The 25,687-nt window shown below is 40.4% G+C and carries 23 protein-coding genes; 19 read left to right on the top strand and 4 right to left on the bottom strand.

The window, feature by feature from the left end; all coding sequences use genetic code 11:
• On the bottom strand, nt 1-717 hold the full coding sequence (locus tag H8716_RS03840) for a LytR/AlgR family response regulator transcription factor (protein ID WP_249307178.1): 717 nt from the start codon (nt 715-717) through the stop codon (nt 1-3).
• A gap of 184 nt (nt 718-901) precedes the next feature.
• Here H8716_RS03840 and H8716_RS03835 point away from each other — a divergent pair, with 184 nt between their 5' ends.
• Nucleotides 902-1,276: a response regulator gene (locus H8716_RS03835; protein ID WP_249307177.1), complete on the top strand. Its 375-nt coding sequence runs from the start codon at nt 902-904 to the stop codon at nt 1,274-1,276.
• Nucleotides 1,277-1,302: 26 nt separating this feature from the next.
• Nucleotides 1,303-3,369: a hypothetical protein gene (locus tag H8716_RS03830; RefSeq protein WP_249307176.1), complete on the top strand. Its 2,067-nt coding sequence runs from the start codon at nt 1,303-1,305 to the stop codon at nt 3,367-3,369.
• Nucleotides 3,370-3,527: 158 nt separating this feature from the next.
• On the opposite strand, the gene H8716_RS03825 is transcribed toward H8716_RS03830, so the two are convergent.
• Both H8716_RS03825 and H8716_RS03820 read right to left on the bottom strand, forming a co-directional pair.
• On the bottom strand, nt 3,528-4,241 hold the full coding sequence (locus tag H8716_RS03825) for a LytR/AlgR family response regulator transcription factor (protein ID WP_173679582.1): 714 nt from the start codon (nt 4,239-4,241) through the stop codon (nt 3,528-3,530).
• A 15-nt stretch (nt 4,242-4,256) separates the two neighbouring features.
• Complete coding sequence (locus H8716_RS03820) at nt 4,257-5,585, bottom strand: ATP-binding protein (RefSeq protein WP_249307175.1); 1,329 nt, start codon at nt 5,583-5,585, stop codon at nt 4,257-4,259.
• A 279-nt stretch (nt 5,586-5,864) separates the two neighbouring features.
• On the opposite strand from H8716_RS03820, the gene H8716_RS03815 reads away from it, so the two are divergent.
• The 16 genes from H8716_RS03815 (at nt 5,865) to H8716_RS03740 (ending at nt 23,357) form a co-directional block, all read left to right on the top strand.
• A complete protein-coding gene (locus H8716_RS03815; RefSeq protein WP_249307174.1) occupies nt 5,865-6,812 on the top strand; it encodes a hypothetical protein in 948 nt (315 codons plus the stop codon).
• A gap of 476 nt (nt 6,813-7,288) precedes the next feature.
• A complete protein-coding gene (locus tag H8716_RS03810; protein ID WP_249307173.1) occupies nt 7,289-8,743 on the top strand; it encodes a sensor domain-containing diguanylate cyclase in 1,455 nt (484 codons plus the stop codon).
• Nucleotides 8,744-8,802: 59 nt separating this feature from the next.
• Nucleotides 8,803-9,297 carry a hypothetical protein gene (locus H8716_RS03805; protein ID WP_249307172.1) on the top strand — a complete coding sequence of 165 codons (495 nt, stop codon included), beginning with the start codon at nt 8,803-8,805 and terminating at the stop codon, nt 9,295-9,297.
• A 104-nt stretch (nt 9,298-9,401) separates the two neighbouring features.
• Nucleotides 9,402-10,220, top strand: coding sequence for a hypothetical protein (locus H8716_RS03800; RefSeq protein WP_249307171.1), 819 nt, complete (start codon nt 9,402-9,404; stop codon nt 10,218-10,220).
• A gap of 194 nt (nt 10,221-10,414) precedes the next feature.
• Entirely contained in the window at nt 10,415-11,353 is a 939-nt protein-coding gene (locus H8716_RS03795) for an ABC transporter permease (RefSeq protein WP_249307170.1), read from the top strand.
• Entirely contained in the window at nt 11,346-12,167 is an 822-nt protein-coding gene (locus H8716_RS03790) for an ABC transporter permease (protein WP_249307169.1), read from the top strand. Before H8716_RS03795 ends, H8716_RS03790 begins: the two co-directional genes overlap by 8 nt.
• Nucleotides 12,168-12,935 (top strand): ATP-binding cassette domain-containing protein, encoded by a 768-nt coding sequence (locus H8716_RS03785; RefSeq protein ID WP_249307168.1) that lies wholly within the window; start codon nt 12,168-12,170, stop codon nt 12,933-12,935.
• Between the two features lies 1 nt (nt 12,936).
• Nucleotides 12,937-13,734, top strand: coding sequence for an ABC transporter ATP-binding protein (locus H8716_RS03780; RefSeq protein ID WP_249307167.1), 798 nt, complete (start codon nt 12,937-12,939; stop codon nt 13,732-13,734).
• Nucleotides 13,735-13,768: 34 nt separating this feature from the next.
• Nucleotides 13,769-15,442, top strand: a complete 1,674-nt coding sequence (locus H8716_RS03775) for an ABC transporter substrate-binding protein (RefSeq protein ID WP_249307166.1) — start codon at nt 13,769-13,771, stop codon at nt 15,440-15,442.
• Between the two features lie 179 nt (nt 15,443-15,621).
• Nucleotides 15,622-16,509, top strand: a complete 888-nt coding sequence (locus H8716_RS03770) for a helix-turn-helix domain-containing protein (RefSeq protein WP_249307165.1) — start codon at nt 15,622-15,624, stop codon at nt 16,507-16,509.
• 100 nt (nt 16,510-16,609) lie between these two features.
• Nucleotides 16,610-18,355, top strand: coding sequence for an ABC transporter ATP-binding protein (locus H8716_RS03765; protein ID WP_249307164.1), 1,746 nt, complete (start codon nt 16,610-16,612; stop codon nt 18,353-18,355).
• Nucleotides 18,348-20,057, top strand: coding sequence for an ABC transporter ATP-binding protein (locus H8716_RS03760; RefSeq protein ID WP_249307163.1), 1,710 nt, complete (start codon nt 18,348-18,350; stop codon nt 20,055-20,057). Before H8716_RS03765 ends, H8716_RS03760 begins: the two co-directional genes overlap by 8 nt.
• A 219-nt stretch (nt 20,058-20,276) precedes the next feature.
• A complete protein-coding gene (locus H8716_RS03755; protein ID WP_249307162.1) occupies nt 20,277-21,188 on the top strand; it encodes a ketopantoate reductase family protein in 912 nt (303 codons plus the stop codon).
• Between the two features lie 14 nt (nt 21,189-21,202).
• On the top strand, nt 21,203-21,379 hold the full coding sequence (locus H8716_RS17690) for a hypothetical protein (protein WP_330606439.1): 177 nt from the start codon (nt 21,203-21,205) through the stop codon (nt 21,377-21,379).
• Between the two features lie 203 nt (nt 21,380-21,582).
• Nucleotides 21,583-22,383: a class I SAM-dependent methyltransferase gene (locus tag H8716_RS03745; RefSeq protein WP_249307161.1), complete on the top strand. Its 801-nt coding sequence runs from the start codon at nt 21,583-21,585 to the stop codon at nt 22,381-22,383.
• Nucleotides 22,384-22,409: 26 nt separating this feature from the next.
• A complete protein-coding gene (locus tag H8716_RS03740; RefSeq protein ID WP_249307160.1) occupies nt 22,410-23,357 on the top strand; it encodes an acyl-CoA thioester hydrolase/BAAT C-terminal domain-containing protein in 948 nt (315 codons plus the stop codon).
• A gap of 542 nt (nt 23,358-23,899) precedes the next feature.
• Here H8716_RS03740 and H8716_RS03735 read toward each other — a convergent pair.
• Entirely contained in the window at nt 23,900-24,292 is a 393-nt protein-coding gene (locus H8716_RS03735) for a helix-turn-helix domain-containing protein (protein WP_249307159.1), read from the bottom strand.
• 299 nt (nt 24,293-24,591) lie between these two features.
• On the opposite strand from H8716_RS03735, the gene H8716_RS03730 reads away from it, so the two are divergent.
• The gene (locus H8716_RS03730; protein WP_249307158.1) at nt 24,592-25,671 is read left to right on the top strand and encodes a tyrosine-type recombinase/integrase; all 1,080 of its coding nucleotides are present in this window, start codon (nt 24,592-24,594) and stop codon (nt 25,669-25,671) included.
• Nucleotides 25,672-25,687 lie beyond the last annotated feature (16 nt).

The raw sequence follows: 25,687 nt of genomic DNA, 5'->3' as shown, positions 1-25,687 counted from the left end.
TCAGGACCTCCTTTGGAACAGAAATTCCATAAATGTCTGTCTGGCATTTTTGAGAAGCTTTCTGCTTACCGGGATATTGCTTCCGTTATCAAGGCGAAAGCCTGTTCCGTCAAAATCAACTGCATGCTCCAGATTGATCACAACGCCCCGGTTACATTGATAGAAGCGTGGATCCATTTTCAGGGAGGTTATGAAGGAATCAAAGGACTGGCGGGTGACCAGTTCCCTTTCACCGGCAGTGTGGATATGGATCATATGGGAAAAATGCTCTGCGTAGATTATTTTCCGGAAGGGAATCTGAATATTACTGCCGTTTACCTTTACATCTATGTATTTCCCGGAATCCGGGATGCGGGAAAGGATTTCATCTGCCAGTGCGGAAATATCATTCTCACTGTAGGGCTTTACAAGATAGTGCAGAGCCCGGACCTGAAATCCTTCTAATGCATGGTCAGTGGAAGTTGTTGTGAAGATCAGCAGACAGTCAGTGTCTGATCTGCGAAGTTCTTTTGCTGTATCAATTCCATTGGATCCATTCATATAAATATCCAGAAACACTGCAGTGAAAGGGCATTCTTTCGCTGAATTGAGGAAAGTTTCTCCATTTTCATATTCAAATATATCTGTATGGACATTGCGTCTGGAAAACTGAGATTCCAGTCTGTTTCGCAGCAGTGTCCGTTCGTCTGAAATATCATCAACAATTGCAATTTTCATAGTAAATCTTCCTTTGTTTATATGTTTATAAAATTCTGCTATAAGTATATCACAAAACAATACCATAGATTTACAATTCGTGTCATTTTCTGTCGTTTCGTGATAGAATTATTGAAAAAATTTCTGACTTTTTTATAATGAGGATAACAAATGGGAGTACATCAAATGGAAGAGGAGGGATGTCGTGTATTGTATTGCCATATTGACTGATCAGGAACAGGAAGGACAGAACTGTGCGGAATATATCAGGAATTACTGTACAGAAAAGAAAGTTTTTCCATTGATTGAAATCTATCAGGATCAGGAACAGTTTTTTGGGCGGACACGAAAAACAATACCGGCAGTGGTGTTTCTTGCATTGCCAGGGGTGTCCGGGCTGAATGCGGCAGAACATCTCCGTTCCCTGTATCCGAAATGTGGGATTATCTGGTGCAGTGATCTTGATTTTTCGCTTCATGCGTTCAGGATGCGGATAGAATATTTTTTTTTGAAACCTGTGGAAGAGCAGAAAATAAAAGAAGGACTCTCCATCTGGTTTGAACGCAGAAATGTAATATGACAAAAACACTCAGGAGGAAAACAATTATGAAGAAAAGAGCTTTAATTCTTGCAATGATCGCTTTTATAGCAGCTACAATATCTGAACCGTCAATAAATATGGTACGTGCAGAGGAAACACAGGTAGAAGAAACACAGACAGAGGAAAATGCAGGTCAGACATCAGAACTGCCTATAAAGACACTTACACCGAAGGTTATCGACGAGAATCCTTATATGGCAGCAAGTGATTCCAATATTCATCATGACTGCTATAATACAGATTCAACAGATGAGGTATTGCCTGTTGATATTTATTCTGAGATCAATGTTTCTTATGAAAAAGTTAATCCCAATGCTTCCCCGGCAGTCTTTTTTGATTCCTATGGACATTCTGTGGTTCCGCTTCTGGGTGGCCTGGCGATCCGTGATATTAATGCAGATGAGGCACAGACCTTGGGCTATTTTTCACCAAAACAGCATGACAATGGAAGCTATCTGATACAGAGTTCATATTCTTTTGTAGATGAGAGCAATCGCATTGTGTGTCCGACGAACGATAATCGGGTACTTATGCTTAAGGCTACAGATGAGGAGGGAAATGTACTTCCGGAATTTGAGAAAGTGCTGGATATTGATATTAAAGCGGCAGCAGAGGCAGCACTTGGAAAAACACTGGATCAGAATCTGTTATCTGTAGTTTTTGATTATGAGGGAAATCTCTGGTTTGCAACAGGAGGCTTCCGCATTTATCCTGATAGAAAACAGCAAGGAACCTTCGGATATATTTCCCGTACAGCTATTGATAAGATCTTAAATGGAGAAGATGTAGATCTGTCAGAGGCAGTGTTTGTATATGAACTGGAACCGGGAGAGGGTGCAGAGAATGGTATTGCGGCATCTAAGGAGGGTGCGGTCATTCTGACAAATCTGAAGTGTTATCTGCTCCAGGCGGATAATGGTGTGAAAAAAGTCTGGGAAACTTCCTATAAAAGTGTGGGTGCCAAGGAAAGCAAAGAAGGCGATGAGACGACAGGTGGCGGTCTTGCATGGGGAGGTGGATGTTCCCCGTCTCTGACCAAAGATCTGGTTATGTTTACAGATAATCAGGATCCGGTAAATCTTATTGCGGTGGATATGAAAACAGGAGAACAGGTTGCAAGTATGCCTGTTATAGATGAGCTTCCGGAAGGTACACAGGTATCTGTGGAAAATTCTGCAATTGTATATGATGATGGAGAGGGAACAGTAAGCACGATCGTATGTAACTGGTTTGGTGCAGGAAGTGCGAAGCTTGGAGAAGCAGATAATGATTCCTCAATACAAAGCTATGAGAATATTTATGATGTGGGCTGGCTGAGACAGGGCAATAAAATGATCGCGCCGGGTATAGAACGTGTGGATACAGTTAAGACGGAGGACGGATATGAGATGAAGAGTATCTGGTGCAGAAGTGATCTGTCCGACACTTCCATGATGAAGCTGTCCACTGCAACAGGATATATTTACGGATATGTTCAGGATATGGAAACTGGTATGTGGCAGTATATCATGCTTGATTTTGAGACAGGCGAGACTGCATTTACCATGGATATTTCTGACAAACCGGGATACAACAACATGGCTATCGGTATGTATGCGGGAAACAGCGGAAATGCGCTCTATTGTCCGACCGGCTATCTGGAACTTCTGAGACTGCAGGACAGGTTTGTATATCTGCCGGAAATGCCTTACCGCAAGGTGGATCTGGATCAGGCAATGCGCAATGTGTTAAGCCAGGAGAAGTTTGCGGTAGACGGCGGTCAGGGAGATGTGGAAGGATGGCTGAATACGATTACAATTGAGAATGTACATCCGAATACGACCGTTGCAATACGTATGAAAGGAATTTCAGGGGAAACAGGTTCTTTGAAGCTGTATGCATATGGTACAGATGGTACCTTGAAGGAAGTTCCGGAAGAGAAATGGCATATCCAGACAGAAGATGGTGAAACACCGGATACATTATCCGAAGATGTACTGTATGAGGTACACATGACTGTGGAAGACGGCGGTGATTTTGACCTCAGTGAAACGGAAAAAGAGATTAAGATATCTGCTGTTATGGGAATCTGAAGGAAAACTGGTAAACAACCACCGGTTAAAACGGTGGTTGTCTACAGTCTGGACGGCGGTCGATAAGACCGCCGTTTTCTGCTGTTTGCATTTATAGCTGATTGACTGATAAAAGATAATTGCGAGAGATGAAATGATTTTTGAGCTGTTTGGAGAAATTAAAACCATTTTGCAGCGTATTGCTGTAATTGTTCCTGGACATCCCGGTAGCTGTATTTGCTGACCGGGATTATTTCATGATTATTCAGTGTGATTTCAAAGCGTCTGATTGAACGGACAGCATACAGAGAAACAATGTAGCATCTGTGACATTGCACGAAGATATCTTTCGGCAGAATTTCACGGACTGCAGAAAGGGACTTATATATCTTTGTGACAGTACCGTCCTGAAGGTGAATCTGCAGTTCTTTATTGATTATTTCAATATAGGTAATATCCCTGATATGAAAGGATACAGTTCTGGACGGAGTGTCGATTATAATGGATTTCGGGATCAGATGTCGGATTGCACGGGTTAGTGCTTCTGCAAGTTTTTGACGGCTGACCGGCTTGAGGATATAACCTACAGGTTCAGCAGAATATGCATCGAATACAAATTCCTTACTGCTGGAAATGAAGATAACGGGAATTTGGTTTCTGGTGTCACGGAGACATTCTGCAAAGCTGATTCCATTGTTTTCACCCAGCATAATATCAAGAATCAGAATGTCACAGCTTTTGGGAGTATTCTGCAATGTATTTTTTAATTCTGCAATAGAAGTATATTTTCGAATCTCGCAGGATTCTCCCATGGATGCTAAAATATCGCTGATCATTTCTGATATCTGTGTTAAAAAAATCGGTTCATCATCACAGATGACAATATGGTACATAGTGAAAGCCTCCTGTTATTCGTTATTTTCGTCAAGACAAAGCGTTGTTGTTACAGCAAAAAAGCCACCACGTACCTGTACGCTCAGTATACCATTGTATTTTTCGGCGATTCCATTGATGATTTTAAGACCGTAACCGTGTCTGTCACTGTTCTTTTTACTGGATTTATATTTTCCATTCGTGATTCTCAAGTTATCCTCATTGCAGGAGTTTTCACATTTAATAAACAGAAAATTTCCCTTTGAATGGAGATTCAGCCGGATGATTCGCTGTCCTTCAGAAACCTTCTGACACCCTTCTACTGCATTTTCCAATATATTTGTCAACATCCGGCACAAATCAATGTCTTCCATGTTGAGTTTTCTGCCAATGATAATACTGTACTCCACTATGGCTTTATAACGGCTGGCACGTTCTGCAAATTCCGAAAGGATGGAATTGACCAGAGCATTGGTTGTGTAGGTGACAAAAGGAAGCTGTTCGGCTTCTTCAGTAAATTTCTGTGTATACTGTCTGGCACCTGCATAGTCCTCCTGTTTAAGATAGGAGGACAGGGCATTCATATGATGCCGGATCTCATGGTGTATTTCCAGAATATGTTCGTTGTTTTCTGCCTGATTCCGGTAGTTTTCCAGTATGCACTCGGAAATCCGCTGTTCTTCCTGTTTGCTGCGGATGTATCCCATGACACTGAAGAATACGGCATACACCATGAAAGCAAATACTGCAAACAGTACAAACATAACATGGACAACTATATTATTGGAAAGATTTATTATGCTTGAGAACTGTGCAATGCTGGCAATCAGAATAAACAAAGCAGGGAGGGAGCAGAGAATCTTCCAGATCCGTGATTCCAAATCTGCATTGATCATAGTACGGATTCGCTCCATCAGCATGAGAAATGGTTTCGCAAGAACCAGATTTATGATAAGTGTGAGAGCCAGTGCAAAGGGCGGATACATAAAATAATCGGATGGGAACCGGAAAGTACGGTGCAAAAAGGTAACGGTGCTTGTAACAAAGAATCCGTAGCTCATTACAACAAAAAATACAAACAGTTTTTCTGCTGTTTTTGCCTGGATGATAAAACAATACAACACTCCGAACAGTAGCAGGGCAATATAAAAAATAACATTCCAGATCAGCTCTTTGTAATCACCACCGATGTTGAACTGTGCGATAAGAGAAAACGGAATGACCATTACAATAAAAATGGACAGTGCCATGAGCATTGTCTTTTTTGTGCTTAGGCGGAAACGATCCCGGAATGGATACAAACAGAAAAATGCATAAGGAAGAATCTGAAGAGAAAATCCGCAGAAATAACGCAATGCTATCATAAAGACCTCCTGTCGTAAAGATAGATAATGGCTAGGTTACTTATTAAAAAAAGTATACCATTGGCAGATGGTAAAATCAAACTAGACAGAGGTCTTTTTACGCCATATTTTGACTATTCACGCAAAAATATAGACAGGGAAGTCAAATTCAAATAACATAAATAATATAGATGCAGAAAACTGTCAAAATGAGGAGAGTTTTTGATACGGTATATATGCCCGAAAGTTCGCTTTTACTGGCATCGTAAAGGAAAAAATATAAGAAAAGGAGACTAAAAAATGAAGAAAAGAATGATTATTGTGACGGCACTGATTATGGGAACTCTGGGAGCAGGATGTGTGAGTGTCCAGGCATCGGATACGTTACCTGAACTGACAAAAGACAATGCACTGGAACAGATGATGAAAGCAGGAGAAACAGACAGTCTTGTAAGCAATCATAAAAGCTATGAAGCTACCTGTGAATATATACTGCAGAATACAAAGGTATATGACTATGAAGATTCTGAAGTGATGTATGTAGATATGTATGGTATTACCCAGATGCTCTATAAAGATGGCGAATTAAAATACGGAAAAGAAGGAGATGAGTATCTCTCCTGTCTGTATATTGATGAAGCAGATGGAAATGCAGATGATCTTATAAGCTTTTACACAGATGAAACCATAGAGGAAGAAGTGACGGATATGAAAGAAGATGGTGATACGATCATTATACAGACAAAGGTACCTGAAGAACTTACGCAGAGCGCATTGAATTCTCAGGGAGATGGAGAATCCTACACAGAGGGAGACTGGATTTCTATGGAATATGTGGTTGCTTCGGATGATTACAGACCATTGAAACATACTCAGATTCTGAATCATAAGGACGGCACTTCAGAAGAAGCTTCGAAGATGGAATTCTCCTACGGCGTGGACAGACCTGAGGATGTAGCAGATCTCTGCGAAAAGTACGAGGAAGCAGAAAAAGCAGAAGGTGATGTACGTAATGTAACAGTTACTGCAGCTCCTGGCACAGAGCTGGAAAAGGATTATGCAATCACTGTTCCTGCAGATAATCACGTATGGATCATGCTTCATGATGATAGTTCTTATTACGTTTTGTATACAGATAAGGAATGTAAAGAATTGCATGAGCCAGAGGAAGATGTGAAAGGAGACACACATCTTTATGCAGAGATTGAGTCTTATGAGGATTGTGAAGAGGCAGAGGATGAAGTATGAGGAGTTTGAGAGTATTTATCTGGTAACAATATATCACAAAACAATACCATGGATTTACAATTCGTGTCATTTTCTGTCGTTTCGTGACAGAATTATTGAAAAAATTCTGACTTTTTTATAATGAGGATAACAAATGGGAGTATAGCAAATGGAAGAGGAGGGATGTCGTGTATTGTATTGCCATATTGACTGATCAGGAACAGTTTTTTGGGCGGGCACGAAAAACAGTACCGGCAGTGGTGTTTCTTGAGTTGCCAGGGGTGTCCGGGCTGAATGCGGCAGAACATTTCCGCTCCCTGTATCCGAAATGTGGGATCATCTGGTGCAGTGATCTTGACTTTTCACTTCATGCGTTTAGGATGCAGATAGAATATTTTTTATGAAACCTGTGGAAGAGCAGAAAATAAAAGAAGGTCTTTCCATCTGGCTTGAATGTAAAAAAATAAGATGAGAACGACATTCAGGAGGAAAACAACATGAAGACAATCATAAAGTATGAACTGGTCATAAATGAAGCACTTAGATCCGCACTTAATTACAATACACCTGACGAGCAGATTAATGAATTTATCCGCTTTTTCGGCAGACATATCGGTTCTGATAGAATATATATTTTTGAGGATTGTAAAGAAAGACATGGCACAGACAATACGTATGAATGGTGTGCACAGGGAGTAACTCCTGAGATAGACAGATTGCAGAATGTCGATATGGACGTAATAAAGTGGTGGTATGATACGTTTTCCAAAGGCGAAAGTATCATTATCACTGATATAGAAGATATCAAAGAAGAACATCGCATTTCATATGATATGCTAAAAGCGCAGAATGTGAGAAATGTGGTGGTATGCCCATTACGTTATAAAGACGAGATAAGAGGATTTTTCGGTGTGGATAATCCTCCCAAAAGTGATTACAGGGGGCTTACTACTTTTTTGGATATGATAGGAACGCTTCTTATCTCATTTCTGAAAATGCGTAATTCATTTATAATGTCAAATAAAGAGGCAAAGCTCAGCAGTTATTCATCCCTCTCGAAGATCTATACAGTTATGCATTTGATTAATGTGCAGACAAAAAGCTATCATATTGTAAAAATGACAGATCAGATTGCGGAATATTTGGAAAAAGATTTCAAAAAGATGGGAAAATATGAAATCAGGGATGATTTTTGCGGACATATTAAGAATATTGCTGAGAAAATGTGTATAGAATCACAACTTCAGGAATCGCTGGAGTTTGTAGATATCAGTACGCTGGAAGGACGACTTCTTGAAGAAAACAGCATAACACATGAATTTATAGATAAAATATCAGGTTGGTGCCGAAGCAGATTTATTCCTGTAGACTACGATGAAAATGGAAGACTTCTGCATGTGCTTTTCTGTATTGAGTGTATAGAAGAAGAAAAAAAGCGCGAGAACAGGCTGATTTATCTGGCGCGGACAGATCTTATGACAGGATTATGTAATCGTGGAAGCGGAGAAAAAAGGATTACTGAACTTTTAAAGGAAAAAACAGGAGGATTGCTTTGCCTGATCGACTGTGACAAATTTAAATCCATCAATGATACTTATGGGCATTCTGTAGGAGATAAAGTGATTATAGCCATTGCGGAGAAGTTACGGAAAACATGTCGTGACAGTGATGTGGTTTTGCGGCTTGGTGGCGATGAGTTCGCTATATTTATGCCGAAAATGCTGGAGCGAACAGTAGCTGAGAAATTTTTTGAACGCCTTTTCGAAAATATCCGACAGATTGATATTATAGAGATGAAGAGAAAGAGCATAGAAATAAGTCTGGGTGCGTGTTTTTATGATGGATATGAAGAGGTTTCTTTTGATCAGCTATACAGAAAGGCTGATAGGGCAATGTATCAGAGCAAAAAGCAGAAAGGCTACAGTGCCGTAATTTATGGGGAGGGGATGTAAAAAATTCTGGAAGATTTCCGGTTATGAGCTGTGTAGCGAAACGGAAAAAGGAGGAGTCTATGAAAGAAAAGAAAGTAATTGATTACACCAGAACCTATCGAAGAATTGAGGCAGATAAAAATAAATGTATTCTGTATATTGTCATACTGATCCTGCTAGGTTTTCTGCTTATGTGGACTCAGATTGATGATCTGACCAGGATGATCTGTGAGATATGTACCGATGTTTTAAAGAAATATGAACCGCATATGTATGTTGGAATCCGGTCAGAAACGTATCCTCTGTTTGGAAAAATCAGCTATCTCAGTGCAAAAACCGTATATCCGGGAATACAGATAAGCCTTATAAATACAGGAATTTCTCTCGGAGTAATCATTCTTCTGGCGGAACTTCCATGGAAGGGTCGCCCTCTTGCTATTTATCTGATTCTGTGCAGTGCGATTCATCTGATAAACAGTCTGTGGTTTGTGTTTGGGGAAAAATATTTTCCGTATACTTTAACCGTTTATTCAAAATTATATATGCTTCAGGAAATTGGCATATGCATTTGCTGACTGTCATGTGCTGAAAGTATGGGAGAGCATAGAAAAGCTTTCGCTGAAATCGGTAGGGATGTATAGCTGCACTGGGGCTTCTGGCAGAAACAAGGAATTGTTCCATGACTGAAACTGAGAAAAAAGCGGTTGGCAGGTATCTGGACTGGCATACCGGAATTTTGCTGGAAACAGATGGAAAAATGGGAATCTACAGGAAAGAGAATGGGAAACTTATTTATAAAGAAAAGGCTGATTCCGAAGACGGATATCTTGGTATGTATCTTTTCCTTATGGGAAAATATCTGGAAAAGACAGAAAATACAGACCTGCCGGAATACTGGAAAAAGGGAATCAGCCTTGCATTAAAAAAGATTCAAAGCTTGATGCAGGATGGAATTACACAGGTCTCAGAAGAAAATACAACAGTTTATCTGATGGATAATCTGGAAGTATGGAAAGGCATGTATGAATTGGAACTTGCAGGAATGGAAGATACGCAGGCAATCAGTGAAATACGTAAAAAGATACAAGGACAGATAGAAAAGACATTTTGGGATGATGCGAATCAAAGATGGAGAATTATTGGAAACAGTGATCTGTATCACCTGGCAGAATTTTATCCGGATGGTGTTGCTCAGATTTATCCGCTGATTTATGAATTTCCGGTAAAAGAGAAGAAAAAGCAAAAGGTATTATATGATCAGTTTACGGAAAGGTTTCAGTGGCAGAAACTGAATAAAAAAAGAACTGGCTTTTTGTGGGCAATAACAGGAATGGCTGCCGCTCAGATGGGGGATATCAATAACCTTGTGGAATTAATAGAAAATTATGAAACAGAATATTATAAGGAACGAAAATATCCGCTATATACAGGCGAAGCAGGATGGATATGCATGGAATGCGGGAAATTGTATGAATTGTATGAAAGAAAAAGAAAATAAAGATTTTTAAAATATGAGTAGAAAAAGGCGTGAGTCATAGAAATGTGGCTTGCGTCTTTTTCTGTTTTAAAATGGCAGAGCTGTTTTTTTGGAGCCAAAGTATGAGATTTTGGAGTGGAAATTATTTCAAAACATGCTATTATGTAGAATGAAACGAAAATTAGTTGCAACTTACTCATGCGGAGGGGACCTACTTGAAAAAGTATTTTATAAAAAGGTTTGCAAGTACAATCCCTGTTCTTATAGGGGTGACGGTACTGTGTTTTATTCTCATGACAATGTCAGGAAAAGATCCGGCGTTAGCTGCTGCGATACGAAGCAACTCAGCAGGTGACACAATACTTGTAGATTCCCTGAGGGAAGAAATGGGACTTGATAAGCCGCTGCCTACACGCTATTTTCTGTGGCTGAAAGGACTGCTTAAGGGTGATATGGGAAAATCGGTGGTTACGTATCACAGTATAACTGACGATATAAAAACTTTTTTTCCTGTAACTTTCCAACTTGTTATCATGGCAATGGGATGGATGATCATTATTGTTTTTTCCATAGCAATTTTGTGTGCAAGGTTTCATGGCAAAATGTTTGACCATATTGTGAGGGTATTGACCATAGGTGGGATATGCCTGCCCGTTTTCTGGCTTGGATTTATGCTTCTGTTGCTGTTTGCGGTCAGGCTGTCGATATTCAGTGTTGTTCCGAAGGCGGGAATAAGCGGATATATACTTCCGTCTTTTGCACTGGCATTTCCGTCAGCCTGCGGAGCAATCAGGGTAATGCGTTCGTCATTGCTTTCAGAAATAAGCTCGGATTATGCGGCATATGCAAGGACAAGAGGACTGTCCGAGTGGCAGATAATCGTGAGGCACGGATTTAAAAATTCATTGCCTCCTGTGATAACTCTTTTCGGTCAGTATCTTGGATATATGCTTGCAGGAAGTGCTGTTGCAGAAAAAGTTTTTTCACTGAACGGAGTAGGAACATATCTTGTTTCCTGTGTTGTGAGCGGAGATTCTTCTGCGGCTGCTGCTTGTATTGTGATAATTGCAACAGTGTTTGTGATTACCAATCTTGCAGCAGACGTGATAAACAGGCTGATATGCCCGTGGATGGTAAGGGAGATAAATGACTAAGAAAATTTTTTCGAAACCACAGGCGGTTATAGGACTTATACTTATTATGATTGTAATTATATGTGCAATATTTGCGCCTGTAATAGCGCCAAATTCACCAGATCAAATAGATCCATCACTTAAATACCTCAAGGCAGATGGGGATTACCCTCTTGGAACGGATCAGCTTGGAAGATGCGAGCTTTCACGTCTTATATATGGTGCAAGATATGCCATAGGAATGAGTATTCCTATGTTGCTGATACTCGGAATCCTGGGACTTATTATAGGAACGTTTAGTGTCTGCGCAGGTGAAAAGATGGACAGGATAATTACGTTTATCTGTGATGTTTTTATTTCCTTTCCATCACTCATAACAGCTATTGCTGTGATAAGCGTTCTCGGAAACGGTATACAGAATATTGCTGTTGCTGTCGTGATTTCTATGTGGGCCTGGTTTGCAAGAACGGTTCGTTCATATGCCGCAACAGAAATGGGCAAAGAGTATATTACAGCAGCAAGAATAAGTGGCTGCAGCACGGTGAGTCTGATATTCAGACACCTTATACCGAACATTCTTCCACAGTGCATCGTTTATATGAGTACGGGAGTTGCTTCTGCAATCATAATGATATCGAGCTTTTCATTTCTTGGTCTTGGACTTCCACAGGGAACTGCCGAATGGGGGGCAATGATGAATGAAGCAAGAACAGGACTTTACGGTCATCCCGAGATGCTTGTTTATCCCGGAATTTGTATTTTTGTTACCACAGCAGGTTTTAATCTTTTTGGTGAAGCGCTGCGTGACGCATTGACCTCAGAGGGAGGAATATAAATGCTGCTTGAAATAAAAGAGCTTTCTGTAAAAGTAAAAAGCAGTGGAGTAAAGGTTGTTAATGGGATTAATCTTTCCGTTGATGAAGGCGAACCGCTTCTGATTCTTGGTCAGTCGGGCAGCGGAAAAACAATGATATGCCGTACACTGTTCGGTCTTACGAACAGATATAATTTTGATGTATCAGGACAGATATTTTTTGAGGGAAAAGATATTATGTCGGCGGATGCAAAGAAACGAAGAAAACTTTACGGAAGTGATATTGCACTTATCCCCCAAAATCCAATGACATCCTTTGATCCTTCCTGCAAACTTGGAAATCAGCTCGCGGAAACATATAGAATTCATAACAAAAGCAGTGTCAAAGCCGCTCAAAATGCTGTTTTTGAAGCTATGCATAGGGCTGGCTTGGAACAATGCAAAGCGATATGGTCAAGTTATCCTTATATGCTTTCAGGTGGAATGCTGCAAAGAGCAGCTGTGGCTGCAGCAATCATAAACCACCCTAAGCTGATCATTGCAGACGAGCCTACCACTGCCCTTGATGCAGAGCATAGAATAGCAGTCACGAATCTGCTCAAAGGCCTGTGCGGCAGCGCAGCTGTTATAATGATAACTCATGATTTTGCTGTGGCAGATCGTTTCGGTGGATATGCTTATATAATGAAAAACGGTGTTTTTGTGGAGCAGGGCAACATAGAGAAGATAATTGCCGCTCCTGAAAATGAATATACAAAGGAGCTGCTTAATGCTGCTCTGCTGATATGAGGTGAGATATATTTTAACGGCAAATAATATTACCAAATGCTTTTTCAAAGACGGAAAAAAATTCAACGCAGTCGATAATGTGAGTTTTTTTCTGGATAAAAACGAGTTTTGCTCTCTTGTAGGAGAAAGTGGCTCGGGAAAGACCACTCTTGTAAGGATAATTTCAGGACTTATTTCTCCCGACAGCGGAACGGTTGTATGTGACGGCGAGAGTCTGACTCCCAGGCTGCGAAGAAAAAATAAGGTTATCTGTGCAAAACTCCAGCTTGTTCTTCAAAACAGCAGAGCTGCTCTTGACCCACGTTTTTCTGTATATGAAAGTATTGCAGAACCAATAAAAAATTTAAAAAAATGCCCGAGAGATGAAGAAAGGAAAACAGTTGAAAAGTTTATTGAACAAATGGAACTTCCCAAAAGTATTCTTTCACAGCGCTCGGGAGAGCTTTCGGGAGGACAGCAGAAGAGAGTATGTATTGCCCGTGCGCTTGCCGCAGATCCTGATTATATAATTTTTGATGAGGCCGTCAGCGGACTTGATGCAGTTGTCAGAAAAAATGTTCTGGATCTGCTCATAAAGATACAGAAAAACTCGGGAAAAGGCTGCCTGCTTATCACTCACGATATAGATGCAGCTCTCTACATATCACAGAGGATAGCCGTTATGAAAAGTGGCAGGATACTTGAATCTGTAAACTATTCAGGGGATATAAAGGTATTTAAAAGTGAATATGCAAAAACACTTATAAGTTCCTCGTCATCAGGAATAAAAAAATATGATATTTCCGTTAAAAACGGTTAATATATATCAAATTCTCAATAGAAAGGAAAAAATTATGAAAATGAAAATGTTTTTTGCTGTGGCTGCGGCACTTTCGATTTGTACAAATACGGCGATGGCTGTCTGCGCCAGTGCGGACATTGCATCCGAAACGAGTGATTCAAAAACTTCAGCAGCTAACAGTGATGCCAGCCAGTCAGAGGAAAATAAAAGCGTAACTCTTTGCGAGAGTTGGACGTTTGATGCAGGATTTTATGCTGTCGTTCATGGCGGAATGTCTTCGAATTATGGAATATCTTACTGGGGACATAATTTTTACGATACTCTCGTTGTTTATGAAGATGGCGAATATAAGGGCAGTCTTGCGGAAAAATGGGACGTGAGTGAGGATGGAAAGGAATATACCTTTACCCTTAGAGATGGCATTAAATTCTCCGATGGAACTCCTTGCGATGCGACTGCAGTAAAAAAGAGCCTTGAAGCTGCAGCGGTGAACCTTGGAGCGTATATCGGTTCATATGGAAAACTCATGACGGTCATTGACACGATTGAAGCTCCTGATGAATCCACTGTTGTTATAAAGCTCACCCAGCCTTACTATGGCACACTCAACGACCTTTCCACCTGCAATCCTCTCGGTATTGTAAATCCAAATGGTTTTAACGATGACCTTACATATAAAGCCGATGATTTTCAGACAATGACCATGGGAACAGGACCATATATGTATCAGGGAGACTTCGACGGAAGTGTTTATACCTTTGTCCGCAATCCATATTACTGGGGTGAGACTCCTGAGGCTGATACTTTCAAGATAAAGGTCATTCCGGATAATGATGCAAAGGTGCTCGCACTCAGAAGTGGTGAAATAGATGCTATAACAGGTGCAGCAAGACTCAGCGCGGATGCTTACACCGAACTTTCCGCAGACAGCTCTTTCGGCACAGCAATCAATGATGAGCCTACTCTTACAAATTATATAGGCTTCAATATGGCAAAAGAGCCATTTGATGATAAAAATGTGCGTCTTGCCGTTGAATACGCAATTGACAAGGATTCCATATCAAACGATGTTTTCCGGGGAACAATGACACCTGCCGATACTCTTTTCAGCGAATCAAAGCCTTACTGTGATGTGGAGGCAACTGTTTACAGCTATGATCCGGATAAGGCTGCACAACTTCTGGATGAAGCTGGATGGACGGATTCCGATGGTGACGGCATAAGGGACAAGGATGGAACTCCACTTGAATTGACTATGCTTTACACAAGCGATTACGGAAGCATCGGTGATGGTATGCTTGCGATTGCTTCTCAGCTTGGCAAGGTTGGCTTCAAGGTAAATGTTTCTGATATGGATATGATGACCTATTATGAAGCTTCGATGAATGGTGAATATGATATTATCCACTATCGTACTTACGGTGGTTCGTTTGATCCGTTCACGGTCGTTACCAATATGGATCCAACAGTCAGCGCAGATCCCGTTGCGGTACAGTTTGCTGAATTCCTGCCTGAGGGGATTGTTTCCGAGCTTGACTGCTCCGCTGATGAAAGCCGTATAAGTGAGATATACAATACGATTCTCACAACGATTCCAGATGAAGCTCTCTGCGTTCCGTTTGCAAACACGGTTGAACTTGCCGCATGGAACAGTGATAAGATAAACGGCTATGAATTCTGCTCAGACAGCCAGTATGTTGAAGTGAGTGGACTAGACCTTAAATAAGACTATCAGCTGCATATCTGTCAGAAATAACAGATGTGCAGCGTATTTGTATGCAAGGAGAATTTATGAAAAAGATAAATCCCGAAACATGGAGAAACTACAAATTTGCAGGAGAAGAAGACGGAAAGAACTGCACGATCTATTATCTTTCTGATTCTGATGGAAGCGGAAAAGGAATCATGCACGTTTATGAAGTCATGAATGGAATACTTATGTCCTATGATGTCCTTGATATGAAATCATGCTGGCAGGACACTCCGCCCGTTCCAGGGTTTATTCAGATAAATTACTGTAACGAAGGATGCTTTGAATTTGAGCTTGAAACAGGTGAAATTGGCTTCTTAAGCAGCGGAGATCTTGCAATCAGTGATACAAATGGCTCACAGTTTGTATCTTCACATATTCCTTACGGAAAATACAGAGGCATTTCTATTATGATTGACATTGAAAAGGCACAGCCTGTCATAGACAAGCGCATACCCGAAGCAAGAATTGATCTTAAACGCATTTCGGAGCGTTTATTCAGCAATTCACCGACCTTTTTTATAAGAGCCAAACCTGCTCTTGAGCATATTTTCTCTGAACTGTATCATATTAATGAAGAGATAAGAAAGCCTTATATGGTGCTGAAAACTCTGGAGCTTTTGTGCTTTATAAATGCGAGCGGTTATGAATGTCAGGAGCGTCTGCCAAGCTTTTCCCATGCGGTCGCAGAGGCAGTAAAGGAAGTATACGCTTACATAAATCTTCACTTTATTGATGAGATCACGGTAGGCGAACTTGCATCAAAATTCTGCATTTCTGAAACAAATCTCAGCAGTTGCTTTAAACGTCTTTACGGTCAGCCGACAGGTGCTTATATCAGAGCAAAAAAGCTTCGATATGCGGCGGAACTTCTTTCAGGACGCACGGAAATGAGTGTCGGAGACGTTGCGCATCTTGTCGGATACGGCAATCAAAGCAAGTTTGCTTCGGCATTCCGTGCGGTTTACGGTTATTCTCCGCTTGAATATCGCCGGAGAATGAAAAATAATGCTTCGGAGCAAAAAAAACGCTTTTCGGAGTAGAAAAAAGAAGTCTTAAATCTGTAATATTAAGAGGTACATGAAAAAGTGTGCCTTTTTTATTTTATGTTGGTTAGCTAATGCTAACAAGAGGAGGAGCGAAATGGCATCTATATTAAAGTATGCGGGAAAGTACAGACGACACATTTTTACAGCACTTGCACTTATCTCGATAAGCGTTCCCATAGGGGTTGTGCCGTATTTTCTGATAAGCGGTCTTATCGGGAAATACATTAGTGAAGCTGCGGCAATGGCAGATGTTGTGAGAACATCTGCGCTTATATTGATTTGCTTTACGGCAAAGTATATCCTTTACGGAGAGGGACTCAATCTTTCCCACGAGGGAGCGTTCGGAACGCTTTACAATATGCGCGTAAAGCTTGCTGATGAGCTTATGCATCAGCCACTGGGCGAGGTTGCAGATGGTGGAACAGGAAAATACAAGAAAAGCTTTGTGGAAGAAATAGGACGGATTGAGCTTATGCTTGCACATATGCTTCCGGAGGGGATACCCAATCTTGTTATGCCGTTTATTGTGCTGGCAGTGATTTTTGTGACAGATTGGAGAATGGGGCTGCTCTCACTTGCATCGTTGCCGTTCGGAATCATCGGAATGGGAATAATGATGAAATCAGGAATGAAAAAAATGCCGCTTTATTATGAATCTGGAGCAAAACTCAACAATGCCGTTGTTGAGTATGTTTCGGGAATGGAAGTAATAAAGATCTTTGGACAGACCACAAGCTCATTTAAAAAATATTCTGATACGGTGGAGAATTATAAAGTATTTACCCTTGACTGGTTCAGGGAAAGCTGGCGTTCAATGTCGCTGGTTTACGCTGGAATGCCATGCACGGTTCTGCTCACATTGCCTGTCGGTGCGATAATGTATTACAATGGCACGCTTGATCTTAACACATGGATTTTTGTTCTTATGCTTGATCTCAGTATGAGCGGACCGCTTACGAGAGTCATAAATTTCTTCCCAATGTTTCCACAGGTGGATTACACTGTAAAGCAGCTTGAAGCTCTTTACAGCGCGGAAGACGTTCATTCTGGAAATATTTCCGAGCTTCCAGAAAGCTATGATGTAGAATTTAAAAATGTTACATTTGCATATAAGGACAGGGATGTTCTTAAAAATGTGAGCTTTAAAGCAGAGCAGGGGAAAAAAACGGCTCTTGTTGGTGAATCGGGCAGTGGAAAATCTACTGCAGCAAGACTTACCGTTCATTATTGGGACGTTTCGGATGGAAGCATAACCATCGACGGACGTGACATTCGTGAATATACTTTTGATACGCTTATGAGTATGACAGCCTATGTTGCGCAGGATAATTTCCTTTTCAGGGGGACGATTGCTGATAATCTTCGCATGGGAAAAAAAGACGCAACAATGGATGAAATGATAGCTGCGGCAAAAGCTGCTGCCTGCCACGACTTTATTTCAAAACTTCCTCATGGCTATGATACTGAAGTTGGCGTGCTTGGAGGAAAGCTTTCCGGAGGCGAGCGTCAGCGCATAACCATTGCAAGAGCAATACTGAAAAATGCGCCTATAATAATTCTTGATGAAGCCACTGCATATACCGATGCGGAAAACGAGGAACTTATAACAAATGCTCTTAATGAACTTACAAAGGGCAGAACTGTCATTATGATAGCGCACAGACTCTGGACTATCGCAGATGCTGATAATATAGTCGTGCTTGAAAGTGGCAGAGCCTCTGCAAATGGAACTCATGATGAGCTTATGGAAAGCAGCAGTATTTACCGCAGGCTGTGGCAGATGAGCCTTGAAGCCGGTAATTGGAACATCGCTGTAAAGGAGGATTCTGAAAATGTTTAAGTTCATAAAGAGAATAATGGGACTTTCAGGTGAATACCGCAAAAAACTTGACCGTGCTTATGTACTTTCATTTTTTGAAAGTCTTGCCTCGAATGTTCCGATATGTATGCTGCTGTATGTGCTTATGACTATAATGGACGGTAACTTCGGTAAAAATAGTATTATTATCACTTTTACTGGTATTTTTGCAGGTGTTATTCTCAGAATGATATGCCGCTACCTGACAGATATAAACCAGTCTGGTGTGGGATATGAAATATTTGCCCGTGAGCGTATGAACTTTGGCGACAGGATAAAGCGCTTTCCAATGGGATTTTTTTCCGAGGATAATATTGGCAACGTTACCTCTGTCATTACAAATGATATTTCCTTTGTGGAAGAACATGGAATGGATACCCTGGGAAAAATAACAACTTCTGTTATCGGTATCGGCATATCTTTCGTTTTTCTTCTTGTGCTCAATATATGGGTGGCTTTGGCTATGGCAGTTACAACGGCATTGTTTTTTGCTGCATTCGCTGCGGCTCACCGGGTTGCTTCGGAAGAGGCTGCAAATCAGCAGGAGGCACAGAACAAGTTGGTTGGAACGGTCATTGAATATATAAAGGGAATGCCTGTTGTAAAGGCATTTAATCTTGCAGGAAAAAGCCACAAAGCGACCTCGGAGGATTTTCTGAAGCTCACCGAAGCTCAGATAAAATTTGAAAAACGTTTTTCAATGCCAGTTATCGTAGCACAGTGTATGACAGGACTTTGCATTTCAGCAGTTATTTTTATCTGCGGATATGTTGGCCTTAACGGCGGAATGGAGATCCCCTTTGTTATTGCAATGTCAGTTTTTGCTTTTGAACTTGCAGCTCCAATGCTTGCGCTTATCAATATAACTGCATTCAGAGTTGCAGATGCTTCTCTTGACCGTTATGACAGAATAAGGCAGACTGAATTGATGGACAATAGTGGAAAAACAGTCAAGCTCAATAATTTTGATATTGACTTTAAAAATGTCACATTCGGATACAATGAATCGGCTGTTATCAAGGATATGAGTTTTCATATACCACAGCACAGTATGACAGCACTTGTTGGAAAAAGTGGTTGCGGAAAAAGCACCATCGTAAATCTTATTGCCCGTTTCTGGGACACTGATTCGGGTACGGTAAGTATTGGAGGAACAGATATTAAAGCAATGACAACGGAAAGCCTCCTTGAAAATATAAGCGTGGTTTTTCAAAATGTGTATCTTTTTAACGATACCATTTTCAATAACATTGCTTTTGGAAAAAAAGGTGCAACGAAGGAAGAGGTTATTGAAGCCTGCAAAAAGGCTCGCTGCCATGAGTTTATATCCGCTCTTGAAAATAGCTATGACACGGTGATAGGGGAAGGTGGCTCGACACTCTCTGGAGGAGAAAAGCAGCGAATATCTATTGCGAGAGCGATACTTAAGGACGCTCCCATAGTTTTACTCGATGAAGCAACTGCCAGCATTGACCCCGATAATGAGGCCTATATTCAACAGGCGATAAACGAAATGGTAAAGGGAAAAACGCTTGTTGTGATTGCACACAAGCTTTCGGCAATAATGGAAGCTGACCAGATACTTATGATTGAGGATGGTCAGATAACCGCGAGAGGAACCCATTCTCAACTGCTTCATTCAAGTTCTGCTTATCACGAGCTTTGGAAAAAGCAGAATTTTTGAGCAGTCAATTTAGTACATCAAAAATACAAGATTGCATCAGTTAGTTTTGACTAAAATCTGGTTGATAAACCAGGTAAAAGTGATATACTGAATGCATAAGAAAAGAAACCGTGTGGAATTACAGTTTTGTTTTCACACGGTTTTTTAGAAAATGAGAGTTAGACTTTACTAACATAAGAATTTGCAGTTTTCTTGAAAATGAAAAGAGGACGGATTTCTATGAGAATATTAATTTATGGTGCAGGCGTGATTGGTTCTTTGTATGCGGCTTTATTGGCAGAAGCAGGTTATGATACAAGTATTTATGCCAGAGGAAAAAGACTTGAAGTCCTAAAAAATAATGGATTACTTTATAAGAAAGATCAGAACATAATAAAGGCGAAAATTAAGATTCTCGGAGAAGCTTCAAACGATGATATTTATGATTTTGTTTTACTGACTGTCCGGGAGAATCAGCTGTATGAAGCACTTTCGGAATTGAAAAATTATAAAAGCAATACCATTGTTACAATGGTAAATTCACTGGACAGTTATAAAAAATGGGAAGACATTGTAGGAACAGGAAGAATATTACCGGCTTTTCCGGGAGCAGGCGGAAGTATAAATGATGATGGCATACTTGATGCAGCACTCACGCCGAGGCTTATTCAGCCGACAACATTTGCAGAAATATCAGGAAATAAATCCGAAAGAACAAAACAGTTTTCAGAGATATTGAGACATGCTCATATTCCATATCAGGAAGTAAAGGATATGCATATGTGGCAGCTGTGTCATCTTGCCATGGTGGTGCCGATTGCAGATGCATATTATGAAGCTGACTGTCCAGAAAGAGCAGGAAGAGATTGGAAGACCATGAAGAAAACAGCAAGAAGATTAAAAAAAAATTTTACCTTTTTGCAGAAACAGTCAGGTAGGTTGTCGCCTGGAAAAATGAATATTTTTCGCTTTTTACCATTACCAATTCTTACGATTATGCTTGCTATTACATTCGAAAGTAGCTTTGGAGATAAATTCATGTATCAACATGCTGTGAAGGCACCAGACGAAATGAGGGAACTGCATAAGCAATTTTATGATTATGTGAAAAAACTGAAGATATGTGGATGTAAAGCGAGAACAGTGCAGTGATTGGAGGGTAAAGCATGAAAAATGAAGAATACAAAAAGTTGTCGATTGCTGAATTTACAAAAGCAGCAGGAAGATATGAAAGTAACCATGCTGGTATTTACGAAATGTGTAAGAAGGATTATCCGGATATTCTTGCGGAGCTGGAGAAAGAGCCGTTTAGAGAATTACTGGATGCAGGATGTGACCAGTGACAATAAAGTATTGGTATGGCTGATGAATACACTGGAAATGCCTTTGGCAAATATATGTGGACACGGAGATGTCCGGGTTCCAACAAGAGATGTGGTTATGAAATGTTGCAGAAAAGCAGGACTAAAAGTGGAAAAATTTGAAATCCGTAAAGGGATGAGGCTACATTGCGTTGTAAGAAAACAATAGCGGAAGGCGATAGATAATGAAAGAAAAAGTGAATGTGACAGGTGTCCCAGAGACGATGGTACAGACCCTGTATGCAAGAGCAAAAGAAACAAAAAAACAAAATGCAAAGATCAAGGACGAAATTGCCGTAGAACTTGTGGAAAAGCTGGATTATGACTTTTCTAAAGCAGATAAGGATAATGCCATGACTTATGGTGTGATTGCAAGGACAATTGTATTAGACCGGATAGTCAGGCAATATTTGGAGAATCATGAAAATACAGTTGTTGTAAATATTGCATGCGGACTGGATACCAGATGTTATCGGATGAAGGGAAAATATCTGCGCTGGTACAATGTGGATCTGTCGGAAACGATGAAGATAAGGAAACGGTTTCTTGCAGAAACAGGTCCGATATATCAGATTGCAAAGTCTGCAATGGATGATTCCTATATAGATGATATAGATTATCACTGTGAGAATGTTCTGGTAATAATCGAAGGGCTTACAATGTATTTGTGTGAGAAGGACATCAAAAAAATGTTTTCTATTATTGAAAAATCATTTCAGGAAGTAACCGTAATGGTCGAAACCATGTCACCGTTTGTTGTAAAACATGTGAAAGAAAAATCCATAGAGGGAAGCAATGCCAAATTCACATGGGGAGTTAAGAATGGAAAAGAGCTGCAAAGAATCATATCGGAATTTTCTGTTCAGCAGGAAGTCAGTCTGGTCGAAGGGATGAAAGAACTTATGCCGATTTATCATGTGATAGGTAAAATTCCAACTGTTCGAAAAATCTCGAACAAAATAATAGTTATGGAAAAACATGGATGATATTATACGAGCAGGAGATGATACAGATGAAGAAAAGACATTTTGATGTGGGAACAGATGGATTTTATGGTGCATACTGGAAATGTAAATCAGATTCAGACTGTGCAATGATTGCCATGATCGGAGATGATTCAGAGGATTATCTGGCGCGTACATCTGTGAAATGGTTACATAAACTCGGTGTGAATGTGATGACAATGTCACCTGGAAAAAAGGATTATGGACATCATAATTATCCGCTGGAGCGTATAGAAAAAGCAATTGATTGGTTAAAAGCACATGGTAATCAGAAGATAGGAATTGTCGGGGCATCTACTACAGGAACACTTGCCTTAACTGCAGCTTCTTATTTTGAAGATATTACATTGACGATTGGTCTGACACCGAGTGACTTTATCTGGCAGGGGTTTATGCAGGGCAAAAAAGATGGCTGTAAGGAATGGCCGATTGAAGGAGAATCTCTTTTTTCTTACAAAGGAGAACCCCTTCCGTATATGCCATTTTGCTACAAACATCCGGATTACTGGCATGTGATTAAGAAAGAAACAAAACGGACCGGTGATATGATTAATTCAAGAAAACTGTTTGATGACTCGGAAAAGGCTCATCCAATCACAGAAGACAAGATGATCAAGATTGAAAAAATCAATGGAATATTATTGCTGATTGGTGCGGAAGATGATGTGTTGTGGGATACTGCAAAATATATCCGCCGAATGAAACAGCGAATGAAAGAACACCCTCATACATGCAGATTAGAGTTTGTAATTTATGAGCATGGAACCCATTTCGTTTTTCCAGATAGCATGCTAAAGACAATGCTCCCGGTTGGCTCCGGACTCTTTATGAAACTGGCATTTCAGGCAGCAAGAAAATATCCGGAAGAATGTCGCAGAGCACGACTGGATATTGACCAGCGGGTGAAAAATGCCATTCTGGAATGGAAGAGCGCAGAGAGACAGATAAAAAGATAGAAGGTGTAGTTGCATCTTCGATGGGTGCAAATCGGAGTAATGGTCAAAAACCCATCGACATCCGACATCATACACGTTATAACATATGTAATCTAATAAGAAAACCAAGTCATCATTGTTGCAAAACTGAATTGTAATAGTGGCCAACCGAGTGAACTCGATGGAACGGAATGGTTACATCCTCCGGATGCTCCGAGCACCGAGAGGTGTTTTACAGAGATGAAAACAGGTTTTCTTATTTTGACAGGGAGTAACAGAATCGTTAGGAAAATCAAGGATTTCCTTGACGTAACTTTACTAAGAATTATATATGTTTTCAGTGGTATCTTGAGCTCCTAAGACTCTATTGTAGGTTCGATTCCTATAGTAGACGCTCATTTTTATCGGTAATGAAGATAGTTTCATTGCCGCTTTTTTCACGTAGAATTGCACATTCAGCCTCCTTTCGGGCAAGGTAATCATCACGTTCGGTCTTTGCTCGTTCAATTTCACGCTTGTGAATCCTGCTGTTAAGCCGATCAAATATCATAGAAAATCTGAATTTACAGAAAAAATTCACACTGTCCACTTTCGGACAAGCGACGAAATTCCAATGGTGTATTTCCATATTCTTTCGCAAATACGTTTGCAAATTTTCCCTGGTTTTCATAGCCGACAGCGTTTGCAACCTCGATAATCTTTAGATGGGTTGTTGTAAGAAGCTCAGCAGCTTTCTCCATTCTTTTTTTGCGGAAATAGGTCAGATAACTTTCTCCGAGAATTCCCTTCACATGTAGTTTAAAGCTGCTTTCGCTGATACCAAATCGGTAGGCCATCTCTTTTGCGGTAAATCGTTTGGATAAATCGCTCATGATCATAGATTCGGCTTCTTTTACAATTGTAATCTGAGAACGGGTAAAGAAACCGTCGGATTCACTTTCCGCAGGCAGATCCATAATTTCATGTAAGAGTCTTAAGGTATAATATCTTAAAATACCATAGTCACAGGAAGACTTTGTTTCCCATATTTTTTTGACAAGTAAAAATAGAGATTCATTCATCAGATGAATGTATAGACCGGTAAGACTATTGTAAGGCAAGATGGAAAGCAAAAAAAGTAGTGGAGCCAATACCCCCATTTTCATTATAGGCTGAGATAAGCTTTCATGATTCGTTGAAAATTGAATGAGCTGTATGGGTGCCTTTCGGGCTTAAAGGTAACACAGGATTCCACCGCTGTATCAGAGAGTAGTATGTGGAAACCGAAGATACTCCGGCAACGGCTGGTATGCTTGAAAAGAAGCTGCCAGTATTCAGAAAATTTCTGATAGGCAGAAATTTAAAAACAGGTGAATACCAGCGTCCAGATGGACGTTATGAGTATCGCTACAAGGATGAAATTACCGGAAAGCGTAATTCGGTTTATGCAGCTGATCTGGCGAGTTTACGAGAAATGGAAAAGAAGAACAATAAGGATATGGATGATCTGCTTATTACAGATGCATCAGTCAAGAAGCTGACTGTGAATACGTTGTTTGAGCGATACATGGCAACAAAGAATATCAAGGAAAGAACGAAGAAGAATTATATCCGTATGTGGGACTACCGGATACGAAATACTTTGGGAAATATTCGTGTTGTGGATTTTAAGACATCTCACGTAAGGACATTCTTTTCTGCATTGTCAGATGAAGGACTGGCACACAGTACGATCAAAGGTCTTTATGGCTTATTGAATCCCAGTTTTGAACTGGCAGTGGAAGATGGGATTATCCGAAAGAATCCGGTAACAGGAACACTTGGAGATTGTGGAACTCCGGCAAAGGAGAAAGAAGCACTGACACTGGAACAGCAGGAAAAACTTCTGAAGTTTGTTGAACAGAGTAATGTGTATAAGCCTCATCTTCCAATGATGCAGATTATGTTTGGAGCCTGCCTGAGAATAAGTGAAACAATCGGATTGACCTGGTCAGATGTGGATATGAAAAACCGGGAAATTCATGTGAATGGACAACTTGTTTATTATGAGGGAGAAGAAGGTTATTGTTTTCATGATTCGGAGACAAAAACGGATGCTGGAATCAGAACAATTCCTATGACTCAGACCGTATATGATGCGTTTCGTAAGCAGAAGGAATTAAATTTGATGTTGGGATTGCAGAGTAATGTAGAGATTGGTAGACACAGTGGTTTTATTTTTAACACAAAACATGGGCGTCCGATTATGCCAGCAGATATGAATAGTTTTCTGAAGAATATTGTTAATGCCTATAATAAGAGAGAAACAATATTGGCGGAAAATGAAAACAGAGAGCCAGAACAGATATATGCTTGATTTTCTTGGTTTACGT

This window comes from Jingyaoa shaoxingensis, assembly GCF_014385005.1.
GTDB lineage: Bacteria > Bacillota > Clostridia > Lachnospirales > Lachnospiraceae > Marvinbryantia > Marvinbryantia shaoxingensis.
Note: the sequence above shows the minus strand (reverse complement) of the source record. Positions and strands in the feature narration are given on the sequence as shown.

Coding starts and splice junctions, on each gene's coding strand:
- H8716_RS03840 (WP_249307178.1), bottom strand. CDS start 717: ATGAAAATTGCAATTGTTGATGATATTTCAGACGAACGGACACTGCTG.
- H8716_RS03830 (WP_249307176.1), top strand. CDS start 1,303: ATGAAGAAAAGAGCTTTAATTCTTGCAATGATCGCTTTTATAGCAGCT.
- H8716_RS03825 (WP_173679582.1), bottom strand. CDS start 4,241: ATGTACCATATTGTCATCTGTGATGATGAACCGATTTTTTTAACACAG.
- H8716_RS03820 (WP_249307175.1), bottom strand. CDS start 5,585: ATGATAGCATTGCGTTATTTCTGCGGATTTTCTCTTCAGATTCTTCCT.
- H8716_RS03815 (WP_249307174.1), top strand. CDS start 5,865: ATGAAGAAAAGAATGATTATTGTGACGGCACTGATTATGGGAACTCTG.
- H8716_RS03810 (WP_249307173.1), top strand. CDS start 7,289: ATGAAGACAATCATAAAGTATGAACTGGTCATAAATGAAGCACTTAGA.
- H8716_RS03805 (WP_249307172.1), top strand. CDS start 8,803: ATGAAAGAAAAGAAAGTAATTGATTACACCAGAACCTATCGAAGAATT.
- H8716_RS03800 (WP_249307171.1), top strand. CDS start 9,402: ATGACTGAAACTGAGAAAAAAGCGGTTGGCAGGTATCTGGACTGGCAT.
- H8716_RS03790 (WP_249307169.1), top strand. CDS start 11,346: ATGACTAAGAAAATTTTTTCGAAACCACAGGCGGTTATAGGACTTATA.
- H8716_RS03785 (WP_249307168.1), top strand. CDS start 12,168: ATGCTGCTTGAAATAAAAGAGCTTTCTGTAAAAGTAAAAAGCAGTGGA.
- H8716_RS03775 (WP_249307166.1), top strand. CDS start 13,769: ATGAAAATGAAAATGTTTTTTGCTGTGGCTGCGGCACTTTCGATTTGT.
- H8716_RS03770 (WP_249307165.1), top strand. CDS start 15,622: ATGCACGTTTATGAAGTCATGAATGGAATACTTATGTCCTATGATGTC.
- H8716_RS03765 (WP_249307164.1), top strand. CDS start 16,610: ATGGCATCTATATTAAAGTATGCGGGAAAGTACAGACGACACATTTTT.
- H8716_RS03760 (WP_249307163.1), top strand. CDS start 18,348: ATGTTTAAGTTCATAAAGAGAATAATGGGACTTTCAGGTGAATACCGC.
- H8716_RS03755 (WP_249307162.1), top strand. CDS start 20,277: ATGAGAATATTAATTTATGGTGCAGGCGTGATTGGTTCTTTGTATGCG.
- H8716_RS17690 (WP_330606439.1), top strand. CDS start 21,203: ATGAAAAATGAAGAATACAAAAAGTTGTCGATTGCTGAATTTACAAAA.
- H8716_RS03745 (WP_249307161.1), top strand. CDS start 21,583: ATGAAAGAAAAAGTGAATGTGACAGGTGTCCCAGAGACGATGGTACAG.
- H8716_RS03740 (WP_249307160.1), top strand. CDS start 22,410: ATGAAGAAAAGACATTTTGATGTGGGAACAGATGGATTTTATGGTGCA.
- H8716_RS03735 (WP_249307159.1), bottom strand. CDS start 24,292: ATGGATCTGCCTGCGGAAAGTGAATCCGACGGTTTCTTTACCCGTTCT.